Consider the following 11,849-nt stretch of genomic DNA (forward strand, 5'->3'; position numbering starts at 1 on the left):
CGGTCTGAGGATGTCTTTGACAATCTTGGGAAATGAATTTATAATCATTATCAATTATTACATTTTAATACTTCGCCCAGAATTTACCATATTTTGGGCTATTTTTATCACCTCTTTCTTAACATTCAACACTTGTGCAATCAGGTTAGTATCTAAAATGTAGCTAGTGACGGTTGCCTCAGCGATAAATAAGCCACGGTTTAAAGTGCGATTATCATTTTCTAATGATGAGGGAAAACCAGAATTTTGTAGACTATTTTGAAAGGAAGAACGAAAGCTATTTCGTATTTGCCAACTTTCGCTAAAGCGATGCTCTAAATTAGAGCCTAATCGCCATACTTGGCGATTGTTTTTATCAATAGAAGGCTCATTCGTAAACCGATTTTTTGGTATCTTGCCGTTGGGGTTTGGTAAGATAGTACCCAGTGCTGGAATACCTCGGTCGTTACGTTGCCGTGTATCAAAATACTCTGCTTCTAAATTTAATGTTGTGTTTTGACCAATTTTCCAAGTTAAAGCAGGAGCAATAAAGTAACGTTGAATGTCAACAAAATCTACAAAGGTATTTGTACTAGAAGCAGAAGCATTGAAACGATACAATAGGGTTTTACTATCATTTAGAGGACTTGTGAAATCCACTGAACCACTATATGAACTGTAGTTACCAATTGATCCTTCTACTGAATAGAAGGGTGTTTCCAGAGGTTTTTTAGTAACAATATTGACGGTCCCCCCTGCTCCACCTTGACCAAAGAGAATCGATGCGGGACCCCTGAGAACTTCTATTTGCTCAATGTTGGCAATTCCAGAACCAGCAGTAATGTTAGTGTCATCTCTCAATCCATTACGAATGATATTACGATTGTCAAAGCCTCGAATCCTGAAACCATCAAATACATTCCGTTCTGAGGTGTTAGTAATTACACCAGCAGTATTTTTTAATGCGTCACTTAAGCGTTGTGCTTGCTGTTCTTGCAGGACTTGCTTCGGGACTACCTGAATTGCTTGAGGAATATCCCGGAGTGGAGTGTCCGTTTTTGTACCAGTGGAGGCATTAGTAATTCGGTAGGTGTCTTGCTGTCCTGTAACAACTAATTCAATAGGTGGTTCTGGTGGTGTTTCACTCGTTGGCTGTTCTGATGGCGGTGTTTCTGAGACAATAGGCGCAAACTCAAAAATCAGACCTTCACCACTATCAAATAACTGTGCTGTTGGTAAGCCTTTCTCACCCGTAACTTTTACCCTGACCGTATTAGCATCAGATTGAGTCACACTCACAGAAGTAATTCCTGCTGCGGAATTAGCAACACTAAAATCCCGACCTTCTGGTAGTGCTAAAAGAGCATTGGGAATATCTGCGACATAATTATTTTCTACACTTTTGTATACGGGTTGCAGTGCTTGTGGGTTGGCGTTTTCTAAAATCAGTTCAATACCTTTATCTGTGGTATTGACTTTAACACCTGTAATGTTGACAACAGATTGCTGTACTAATAGCAACTTTACCGCACTAGTGGAATTATGCGATTTATTCTCAGCTAAAGCTGGCTGTACAAGTAATGATGTTAGCGCCATCGCCATTGCTGCTGATGATATAATCTCCTTTAGTTGCTGATACCCCATACTCCTCACTCCACAAATATAAACTCAATATTGCTAATAATTAGCAATTATCTGTGGAAAGAGTTTATGTAATTTATACGGGCAAAGTCTATAGAGTAGACGGAGAGTTTTGAACCATAGCCGGAGAGTGTGAGCAAATTCTGACATCAACCGGGGCTACTCGCTGTTTATACAACCTTTCTTCCTAATCGACAATCTTGAGGCGTAATCCCAAATTTACGCTTAAATGCGGCGGCGAAGTGACTTTGATTAGCATAGCCAATGGTATTTACCACAGTTCTCACATTTTGCTTTTGTTCCTGTAGCAGTTTTCTCGCCACTTCTAGGCGATAGTCACGCAAATAGCCAAATACTGTAGTACCAAACACTTCACGAAAACCATACTTTAATTTGTTGTCATTAATACCAATTTGTTGCGCTAAATCCAGCAATGAGGGTGGATGTTCGTAATTTCTAATTACAATATCCCGTGCTTGATAAATTTTCTCAATATCGGCGGATTTAAGATTAATTAAGGGTTTTTTAGCTGACTCGGTGTCCATCAACTGGGCAAATTGCAAAGCCAATAATTCTAACACCTTGCCTTCGAGATACATTCGCTGTATTATCCCTTGATAAGGAACATTAATAATTTGCTGCAAGGCAGTGTGCATGGCCAGGGTAATTTTACCCAATGGACGATGAAACAGGGGTACAGAGTCACTTTCCAAAAAAGGGTGTAACTGTTTTGGTAAAGAGTCTATTCCATTAATGAAAGATTTGAGAAAATCTAAGTCTAAAGCAATTCTAATTAAATAAATGCGATGGACTGGAAAGTTTTGCTCAATTTCTTCAATATCTGGCAGATAAAATAAGTAGTTATTTCCCGCTATTTCTTGGTAATGGTCGTTAACTCCTGCAATACCAGGAGAAATTACTCCATGATTTCCCGAAAGATAAAATTTAGATATTAGTTCATAATATCCATAGTGATTAATTTGACAATTAACTTCCTGATAATAGGTTTCATCAAAAACTTCTAAATATAATCCTGGGCGAAGTTGATTTAGTCGATAGTAACCATTACTCAATTTGCTATCCCATGTTTTTATTTGGTCACAGGATTTACTATTCTCTAAAAACTCTAATTGCTGTGTGCTTTCCTGTTCAATTTCGGCGTATTCTTGTTCAGTAAATATTTTTATCATGTTTTGATAGCAATTTTTGCTGGTATCTTGCTAAAAATTATCAACTATGAAAAGTCACAAAGCCTAATTTACAATAATACTGGTGATAATTGCAATAGTAATTTTTACTATTAGTCTACAGCCTCAACTAAGACGTGGTTTTTCATGTAAGCTAAGACACTCAAAGCCAACAATACGACGGTTAGCCAATCACCCCAACGCACATATAAGGTCTGGGTTAACCGTCTGTAGATAATTTCAGTATGAGTTTCGTATGTGTTATATCCAGATATCCATAAAGTGTGGCCGTGAGGGTCTACAAAAGCTGAATATCCGGTATTAGTCGCTCGCACTGACCATCTATCGGTTTCAATGGCCCGCATCATATCCAAGGCGTGATGTTGAAATGGCATAGAGGGGCTATAGTGAGCATCGTTAGAAGAGCTGAGAATAAATTGTCCCCCCGCAGCAGCTTGACGGCGAAATATTTCCGGGAAAGCTGAGTCATAACAGATACCAACGATAGCCCGACCAAATGGAGTGTCAAATATCTGATTGGTTTTCCCTGGTACTTGGTGAGCATCCAGAGGTGATAAGCGCTGAATTATACTGCCTAAAATGCCTTCAAAGGGAATATACTCACCCAATGGGACTAATTTAGTTTTGTCGTAACGGCTGACTACTTCACCGTTACCAATGAAGGTAAATAAACTATTGGTATAACTGCGTCCCTGTTCTCCAAAAGCCCCTACCCAAGCAATTACTGCTTTTTCTCGTACTGCTTGAATTAAACTAGTGTTGGGTAGGTCGCGCTGGAAATAGGGTAAAGCGGCTTCTGGGGTGAGGACTGCATCTACGCCTTGGTCTACTAAAGTGTAATATCCACTGGTGTAACCTGCTAAAGCCCGCCGCAAACCTTGAGGAATGAGTTTTATTTCGTTGGGGATATTACCTTGGATAATTCCTACTTTTAATGCGGCTGCTGGTGGTTGGGCTAGGGGACGAGTGTATAAGTAAAAACCCAGTATGTGTAAGGTAATGAATAGTGATGTGGCTATGGCCAAGTGTTGCTTGACCACCTGACTATGGGTGGAGAAATTTCTACTTTGGTGGTTTATCCATGCTTCTGATATTAAACCATTGACTGCAACTATGGCGGCGGTGACGGTGTTCGCTCCGGAAATTTGACCGAGGTGTAAAATTACTAGGTTGTGCGGACTTTGTGTATAAGCTAGTGAACTCCACCACAAGGGACTGGCACTCCAAAGACTTTCTAATCCGCACCATATAGCTGTAGCAAATAAAACACGTTTCCAGCTTCTTTGCCCAGGAAAACGAGCCATAGCTGCGCCCCACAGGGTCACGAGTAATCCTCCATAAAGGCTGATAAATAACCAACAAAACAGGGTAATTATTAAACTTGGCAACCAAGGCACACCTAACCAATCCATGGGATGAATACCAGTAATCCAGGATAAAGCAACACCGTGATAGCCAATGCCCCAAGTCAGGGCAAGGAGGGGAGATTTACTTTTTTTTGATTGGGCATTAGTAACAATTAATACCCACACAGGGGCTATAGCAATCCATGCCAAAAACCATGCATTTACAGGGGCTACGGTTAGCCCCATGAATACACCACTGGTTAAGGAGATGGAATAAGGGAGTAAAGCTATGAGCATCTCCCTAGGTTTTTTACTCAGCTTCTTCGACATCTACGGCATCAGGAGGAACTATGGCTACACCGTTAATGGCATCATCTTCATCGAGACGCTGCACTCTTACGCCAGTTGCGGAGCGGGATTGTATGGAAATGGCGTTGACCGCTTGACGTATGATGATACCGCGATTTGTGACCATCATGATTTCATCATTATCATTATTAACAATGCGTAAGGTGGCTAATTTGTCTTGGCTTTTGCGGTTTTTGAATTTGGTAGCCATTAAACCCTGACCTGCACGGTTTTGGAGTCGGAATTGGGCAACTGGTACGCGCTTGCCATATCCGCCCATTGTAATGATTAACACCCAAGGTCCTGTACTGCCGTTACTGGGTAGTTCTAAGGATTCTTCCTGAGTTTCTATTTCTAAGGTTTCGTCTCCGATTTCTGCTTCATCTGTATTTAAGGTGTTGAGAATGGCGGCTGGAAGTATATCCATCCCTACTAGTTCATCTCCACCCTTCAGTTTCATGGCTCTTACTCCACGAGTCGCTCTACCTAAAGGACGCAACTGTTCGTGGGTACATCTAAAATGAATGGCCATACCTTGACGGGAACCAACTAGTATGCTGTCCTCCACTCTGGCACGTCGCACCCACCGGAGTTGGTCGCCTTCTTCTAAAGAAATGGCAATTAAGCCGTTGGCTCTGATGTTACTAAATGCTGATAGTTCGGTTTTCTTAATATTGCCACCTTTGGTGAGCATGACTAGATATTCTTGGTCGCTAAACTCGTCTACGGGGACAATAGAGGTAATTTTTTCTTCTTTAGGAATGGGAAGCATTTGCACAATGGGCGTACCGCGACTGGTACGGGAACCCACGGGAATTTGATAGGCTTTTAGGCAGTAAACGACACCGCGATCGCTAAAGAATAAAACACTGTCATGATCGCAGCAAGTTAAGAAATGCTCAATGGTATCATCATCTTTGACCTTGGCGGCAGCTTTACCTCTGGTGGCGCGGCTTTGGGCTTCAAAGGTGTTAACAGGCATTCGTTTGATGTAACCTTGCTCTGTAAGGAGAATGATGACTTTTTCATTGGCAATCAGGTCACGCTCATCTATTTCTCCTTCTACAGGTAAAATTACTGTGCGCCGGGGTGTAGCAAAGTTTTGTTTGATCTGGGTGATTTCGGTTTCAATGATTTCTAAAATTCTTTCTCGCCTTGCCAGAATATCTTGCAAATCGGCAATTTGCTTTTGTAAGTCTTCGTGTTCTTGACGAATTTTATCTGCTTCTAAAGCAGTTAAACGCCGCAGCTGCATTTGTAAAATCGCGTCTGCTTGCAGTTCTGAGAGTCCGTAAGTTGTAATTAACTCTGTTTTAGCTGTGGGTGCATCCGGTGCATGACGAATTAAAACAATAATTGCATCTAAATGGGATAAAGCAATTAATAAGCCTTGTAGGATATGGTCACGTGCTTCGGCTTTTCCGAGTTCGTAACGAGTACGCCTGGTAATTGCTTCCACACGGAAATCTAGGAATACTTCTAAGAATTTTTTGAGGGTGAGAATTTCCGGTTTACCATTGACCAAGGCGAGCATATTCGCCCCAAAGTTGCTTTGTAGTGGCGTTTGCTTGTAGAGGTTGTTGAGCACTACCCGGGGGTAAGCATCCCGCTTGAGTTCAATCACAATTCTCATCCCGTCGCGATCGCTTTCGTCCCGGATATCTGCAATTCCCTCTAGACGCTTCTCGTTCACCATGTCGGCGATTTTTTCAATCAATCCTGCTTTGTTAGTTTGGTAGGGTAACTCAGTAATAATGATTGCTTCTCTACTTGGCCGACCTCGTTGTTCGATGGTTTCAATGTTGGCGACTCCACGCATGGTAATGGAACCGCGTCCAGTGGTGTAGGCTTCGCGAATGGCAGATGTTCCCAAAATCTGTGCTCCTGTGGGAAAGTCTGGCCCCTGAATATGGTCTATTAACTCCAGATCGCTGATTTCTGGGTTGTGAATCAGCGCCACTAAACCATCTATTAATTCTCCTAGGTTATGGGGAGGAATATTAGTTGCCATTCCTACGGCAATACCCGAGGAACCATTCAACAGCAATTGGGGGATGCGTGATGGCAATACTGTGGGTTCTTGTTGGGAACCGTCGAAGTTATCAATAAAATCTACGGTTTCTGATTCAATATCTTGCAGTAGCGACAAACTGGTTAAAGCTTGCAAACGACACTCTGTGTATCGCATTGCCGCCGGGGGATCGTTGTCTATTGAACCAAAGTTGCCATGTCCGTTAATGAGGGGCGATCGCATGGAAAAGTCCTGTGCCATCCGCACCAAAGCATCATACACTGCTGTGTCGCCGTGGGGGTGATATTTACCCAACACTTCCCCGACTACACGGGCGCATTTCCGAAACGGGCGATCATGAGTTAGCCCCAGCTCGTGCATTGCGTAGAGGATGCGACGATGCACAGGTTTCAGACCATCCCTAGCATCTGGCAGCGCCCGACCCACAATCACACTCATGGCGTATTCCAGATAAGACTGGGACATTTCATTCCGCAAGTCTGTTGGGATAATCCTCTCCTGTGAGGTTGTCATAACCTAAAAAACTCCAAAAAATGTAGATTTTAGCCCTTAAGCTGAACCAATAATTGCCAAATTATTCTGAATTAATCTTGAATAATTGCCATATTTTGTCACCATTCTAACATATAGACTGGTATTTTGCCGAGGAACTAACTAGCTACAAGATTTGATGTAAAAATTTTCATGACTGGGTTTTATGGATAAAGTTTTTGTCAATTTTTTGTGAATTTTTTTCAAAAATAATTTAATAAATTCTTGTTTAATATTTATTAATTAAATTCTCGACATAAATCTGTTTATCGCTGCTATATTGGTCAGTAAATCTTAATTAAATTACTAAAAATATGATTTTTACTCATATAAAATCATACCAATTATATGTGAGTAAGTTTGCTTGATACCCCTATAGTAATTAATGCTACTTGCTGACAAAAAACCCTTGATTATAGGCTCATGAAGTTGATGAATTTACAAGTAATCAAATTCTCAAAAATATCTCTATCAGGGTTCGGCAAAAGGCATATTTTCATCCTACTGTTGAACAATGCCTCGAAATGGCTATTTAAGTCTGAAGATAGTTTACCCCTGGCCATAACATCTCTTAAGCTGAGGACTAGCAGTTACAGTAAATTTCCATGAATCGGGAAAACAATCATTCAAAAGATCCTGGATCTCAACTTAGTCCAGAGACCCTGGACATGATTAAACATCCTCCCAAAATGGATGATGTGATCCGAGGACAATCCCCACCTGAACCTGGGGGGAATCAAGCTTTAGTACCAGAGATGCTGGAGCAACCAATTGTTGAAAGGCTTGATAATGATTAACAAATGCCGTAAGTTTTTGTCCCTGGAACTCAAGATAAAATGACTTAGTGTTTTGCTACCAAAATTTTTCGCCTTATGCTACCAGTCATCTATTCCCAGGAGTTTCTAGAGCACAAAACCGGAAGATACCATCCTGAAAAACCAGAACGGTTGACGGCCATTGTTAATGCGCTCAAGCAAGCAGCCTTTGCAGAAAAAATCACTTGGCAATCCCCTACCTCCGCATCACACCAGCCATCCCTCATGTCTGTACTCCTGAAAGCACATGATCCCGCCTACATCAACAAAGTTAAGGAAATTGCTACCACTGGTGGCGGTTATTTAGATGGTGATACACCCATTTCTCCCCGGAGTTATGATGTGGCGTTGTTAGCAGTTAGTGCTTGGTTGGATGGAGTTAATGCAGTGCTGACATCGGCGAACCCGGCCTTTGTGTTAGCACGTCCTCCAGGACATCATGCTGAAAGTGGTGCTGGTATGGGCTTTTGCTTATTTTCTCATGCAGCCATCGCGGCTTTATATGCGTTAGAACAACCGGGAGTTAACAAAGTCGCCATTCTAGACTGGGATGTACATCATGGCAACGGTACTCAGTCCATCGTAGAAACTTATGCTCAAATTGCCTACTGTTCTTTACATCAGTATCCCTGCTATCCCGGTAGTGGGAAAGCTTCTGAACAAGGATTTTATGATAATGTCTTAAATTTACCTGTAGCTGCTGGTAGTGATATTACTGTGTATCAGCCATTAATAGAAAACAAGGTCATACCCTTTTTAGCTAAGTTTAAGGCGGATTTGCTAATTGTTAGCGCTGGTTATGATGCCAATCAGTCAGACCCTTTGGCCAGTATTAATTTAAAACCAGAAGATTATGGCTTATTTACTGATTCTTGTTTGGGATTAACCCGCAAAATTCTTTTTGGTTTGGAAGGAGGTTATGACTTTACATCACTTTCCCAATCTGTATTAGCTACTATTGAACGCTGCTTTATTTAGGCAGCAGCTATGGCTAAAATCGGCTGATTTGTCCCAATAACCACTAAAATTTGTCATTTAAGTCCAAAAACAAAGTATTTACTTTCTACAACCTCAGTAGAGATGTATAATGCCATGTCTCTAGATTCTTCTCAGAGATGAATAATTGATGGTTAATTACAGCATTTACTTAATTCTTAATTCGTACAATTATACGTTAAAAACTATTCAGTATTGTATATGACAAAAAGCTAATAAAGTTTATCTAATTTTCAGAAAAAAAATTGCAAGTGCTGTTATGAATGAGCTAAAGTTTTGTTAAGATTCTAATGCAAGTAGTTTTTTCGCCGGGATTCTGAAGTCAGTACCTGGAAAAATAAACACATTAGCAGCACAGAGTTCAACAGGTGAAGCAATGACCACCTATATGTTTTTTGAAGATGCCCTTCGGATGTTTGCCAACGCCTATTTACTATCAGCAATCATGCTAATAGCAGCTTCTGGTATTGGTTTAGCAGTGATAGAAACGATTGAAAAAACAGGAGAACGTTAAATTAGACCTGGGTGGAATGCTTCTTGTCAACAGATATTGGGTGAAAGTGTTCCCTTTGACATATTCCCCACCCCAGAGGTGTGGGGATTCTGGGGTCAAACACCAACCGCTGGAATTGTCAAATGGATTCAATATTCGTGGTAAAACTTAATCTAACTCTCTGCGACCTTCCAAGGCTCTTGCCAGTGTTATTTCATCGGCATATTCCAAATCACCACCCACAGGTAGACCAAAGGCAATACGTGTCACCATGGTAAATGGTTTAAGTAGCTGACCAATATATAGGGTTGTTGTCTCCCCTTCTATACTTGGACTAATTGCCATAATCACTTCTTGAATTTTGTCTTGACTCACCCTTCGCACCAAAGCTTGAATAGTTAGTTGTTCCGGGCCAATACCATCCATTGGGGAAATCACCCCGCCCAAAACATGATACTTGCCTTTATATTCACGGGTTTTTTCTAACGCAATCACATCACGAGAATCCGCTACCACACAAATACAAGTATTATCACGGTGGGGATGACGACAAATTTCACAAATAGGATCGGCAGATAGGTGAAAGCAGACAGAACACAAGCCTATCTGCTTTTTGGCATCAATTAAGGCTTGGGCTAAGGCTTCTACTTCTGTTTCTGGGCGTTTCAAGATATGCAAAGCCAGTCGTTGAGCTGATTTAGGACCAACTCCTGGTAGCCGTTGCAATTGCTCGATTAATCGTGCTAAAGGACGTGGGTAAACCGTAGTCTTATCTCCAGAATCTTTTCATCATTAACTATGATGACATTTTTCCAGGTGTCAATTTGTCAGAGCATTATAAACATTTAGACGACCATTAGTTACAGTCTTTCTGTTCAGGGAAGACGTAAAAACCGCACTATTTAAAATGGCACTTCTCATCTGGGATGCAGTGGCTTGGGGATGGGCTGCACTATAAAGAGCCACTCCGCCAGTGACATGGGGCGCAGCCATTGATGTCCCATTATAATAGGCGTATCCACCCGGCACTGTTGACAGGATACTAGAACCCGGACCGCCGATATGTACGGTTTTAGCACCGTAGTTAGAAAAGTTCGATAAGACACCAGTGCTAGTGATGGAAGCTACTGCAATCACTGAGTTATAACTGGCTGCTAACTCCGTTCTTGTCCCTTTGCTGGTGTCGTAATTAGATGGGTAATTAGCTTTTTTATCGTTGTTGTTACTTGAGTTACCAGCAGCAGCTACAAAGAGAATATCTGCCTTGGCAGCCCGAATAATGGCATCGTGGAGTGCTTGGGAATACCCGCCACCTCCCCAGGAGTTATTAGTGGCGACAATATTCAGTCCCTGACGAGTTTTTAAGTCGGTAATGTAGTTAATAGCCTTGATGGCGTTAGCCAATGTACCACCATTAGGTCCCAAAAATTTGGCTGTAATAAATTTGACGTTCCAAGTAACCCCGGCTACACCTAAGCCGTTACCACCTTTAGCCCCAATCGTTCCAGCTACATGAGTGCCATGGGCATCTTCATTACCATCATAAACAGTGTTATTGTTACCATTAAAGTCCCAGCCGTTGATGTCATCAACATAGCCATTACCATCATCGTCAATATTATTGATGGGGTCATTGGCATTCGTCCAGACATTATCAATTAACTCTGAGTGTCCTATTTGTACCCCCGTATCAATCACCCCCACATATACAGTATCACTGCCCGTATATCCACTTGCCCAAGCCTGGCCAGCTTGACTACCAAATTGATTAGGAGGATTTGTTACACTGCCATACATTCCCCAGAGGTTCCCATTAGTATAGAAAGGGTCGTTTGATGTGGCGTAGTGCTGATAGATCAAGTTTGGTTCCGCAAACTCTACGGATGGATCTTTTTGGATTTCTGCGATCGCCGCTTCGGGGGGTAGATTAGGTCTGGGTACATAGTCAACTAAAACCAAATCTCCTTTTGGAGATTTTCCATGAGCTGCAACCACTATTTCTAAGGCTCGCCCATTAATACGTTCATAAGCACGTCCCCGTCCTTGCTCACTAGTATCTTTTTTGAACTGTACTAATAGTTCTCCAGGAACTGATTCTACTTCATTAATTCTCTCAGGGCTGTTTCCAGGAATCTGAGCTAGTGAAGGCAAGAGAGTAAATGCACCAATACTGAGTGTAAAGATGAGTAAAAATGTGATTAATCTTTTCCTCATAGGATCTTGCCTGAAAAAATACTTAATTAATAGTCAGAACACTGATTGTACTTTACTTAAGTAAATCTACGAAAAAAAATAATTATTTGTAATCTGTGAAAAACAAAAAAACGCCCCCCATTCCTGAGAGGCGCTTTTTGTTTCAGTCTTATTTAACTGAGCTTAGAAATTAAGCCTTGAAATTAACCGTTGATTGCAGGAGCAGTCAAAGCAACAGGAGCAACTTCACCAGCAGCCAAGTCTAAG

Annotated in this window: 9 protein-coding genes and 1 pseudogene; 3 read left to right on the top strand and 7 right to left on the bottom strand. The window is 41.5% G+C overall.

All coding sequences use genetic code 11. The features are described from left to right. Positions 1–57: 57 nt before the first annotated feature. The 4 genes from NWP25_RS02115 to gyrA form a co-directional block, all read right to left on the bottom strand. Positions 58–1,623, bottom strand: a complete 1,566-nt coding sequence (locus NWP25_RS02115; protein WP_280698799.1) for a TonB-dependent receptor plug domain-containing protein — start codon at positions 1,621–1,623, stop codon at positions 58–60. Between the two features lie 167 nt (positions 1,624–1,790). Then, positions 1,791–2,810: a helix-turn-helix transcriptional regulator gene (locus NWP25_RS02120; protein WP_280698800.1), complete on the bottom strand. Its 1,020-nt coding sequence runs from the start codon at positions 2,808–2,810 to the stop codon at positions 1,791–1,793. A gap of 110 nt (positions 2,811–2,920) precedes the next feature. Continuing rightward, complete coding sequence (gene lnt / locus NWP25_RS02125; protein ID WP_280652525.1) at positions 2,921–4,504, bottom strand: apolipoprotein N-acyltransferase; 1,584 nt, start codon at positions 4,502–4,504, stop codon at positions 2,921–2,923. Continuing rightward, positions 4,485–7,067, bottom strand: coding sequence for a DNA topoisomerase (ATP-hydrolyzing) subunit A (gyrA, locus tag NWP25_RS02130; RefSeq protein WP_280652526.1), 2,583 nt, complete (start codon positions 7,065–7,067; stop codon positions 4,485–4,487). Before gyrA ends, lnt begins: the two co-directional genes overlap by 20 nt. 623 nt (positions 7,068–7,690) lie before the next feature. On the opposite strand from gyrA, the gene NWP25_RS02135 reads away from it, so the two are divergent. The 3 genes from NWP25_RS02135 (at position 7,691) to NWP25_RS02145 (ending at position 9,410) form a co-directional block, all read left to right on the top strand. Further along, positions 7,691–7,882, top strand: coding sequence for a hypothetical protein (locus tag NWP25_RS02135; RefSeq protein ID WP_280652527.1), 192 nt, complete (start codon positions 7,691–7,693; stop codon positions 7,880–7,882). Between the two features lie 75 nt (positions 7,883–7,957). Next, positions 7,958–8,878 carry a histone deacetylase family protein gene (locus NWP25_RS02140; RefSeq protein ID WP_280652528.1) on the top strand — a complete coding sequence of 307 codons (921 nt, stop codon included), beginning with the start codon at positions 7,958–7,960 and terminating at the stop codon, positions 8,876–8,878. Positions 8,879–9,272: 394 nt separating this feature from the next. Further along, on the top strand, positions 9,273–9,410 hold the full coding sequence (locus NWP25_RS02145) for a hypothetical protein (RefSeq protein ID WP_280652529.1): 138 nt from the start codon (positions 9,273–9,275) through the stop codon (positions 9,408–9,410). Between the two features lie 147 nt (positions 9,411–9,557). Here the strand turns inward: NWP25_RS02145 and recR are convergent, their stop codons facing one another. From recR to NWP25_RS02160, 3 genes and pseudogenes are all read right to left on the bottom strand, one after another. Then, the gene (gene recR, locus NWP25_RS02150; RefSeq protein ID WP_374911863.1) at positions 9,558–10,115 is read right to left on the bottom strand and encodes a recombination mediator RecR; all 558 of its coding nucleotides are present in this window, start codon (positions 10,113–10,115) and stop codon (positions 9,558–9,560) included. Positions 10,116–10,208: 93 nt separating this feature from the next. Further along, the gene (locus NWP25_RS02155; protein ID WP_280652530.1) at positions 10,209–11,603 is read right to left on the bottom strand and encodes a S8 family peptidase; all 1,395 of its coding nucleotides are present in this window, start codon (positions 11,601–11,603) and stop codon (positions 10,209–10,211) included. A gap of 182 nt (positions 11,604–11,785) precedes the next feature. Next, positions 11,786–11,849, bottom strand: a pseudogene (locus NWP25_RS02160) (photosystem II protein D1); the annotation flags it as partial.

Source organism: Umezakia ovalisporum Ak1311 (assembly GCF_029891685.1).
In the GTDB taxonomy this organism is placed as follows: domain Bacteria; phylum Cyanobacteriota; class Cyanobacteriia; order Cyanobacteriales; family Nostocaceae; genus Umezakia; species Umezakia ovalisporum.

Excerpts from the sequence above, each read along its gene's own strand:
- lnt (WP_280652525.1), bottom strand. The coding sequence starts at position 4,504 with ATGTCGAAGAAGCTGAGTAAAAAACCTAGGGAGATGCTCATAGCTTTA.
- NWP25_RS02140 (WP_280652528.1), top strand. The coding sequence starts at position 7,958 with ATGCTACCAGTCATCTATTCCCAGGAGTTTCTAGAGCACAAAACCGGA.
- NWP25_RS02120 (WP_280698800.1), bottom strand. The coding sequence starts at position 2,810 with ATGATAAAAATATTTACTGAACAAGAATACGCCGAAATTGAACAGGAA.
- NWP25_RS02115 (WP_280698799.1), bottom strand. The coding sequence starts at position 1,623 with ATGGGGTATCAGCAACTAAAGGAGATTATATCATCAGCAGCAATGGCG.
- gyrA (WP_280652526.1), bottom strand. The coding sequence starts at position 7,067 with ATGACAACCTCACAGGAGAGGATTATCCCAACAGACTTGCGGAATGAA.
- NWP25_RS02135 (WP_280652527.1), top strand. The coding sequence starts at position 7,691 with ATGAATCGGGAAAACAATCATTCAAAAGATCCTGGATCTCAACTTAGT.
- NWP25_RS02145 (WP_280652529.1), top strand. The coding sequence starts at position 9,273 with ATGACCACCTATATGTTTTTTGAAGATGCCCTTCGGATGTTTGCCAAC.
- NWP25_RS02155 (WP_280652530.1), bottom strand. The coding sequence starts at position 11,603 with ATGAGGAAAAGATTAATCACATTTTTACTCATCTTTACACTCAGTATT.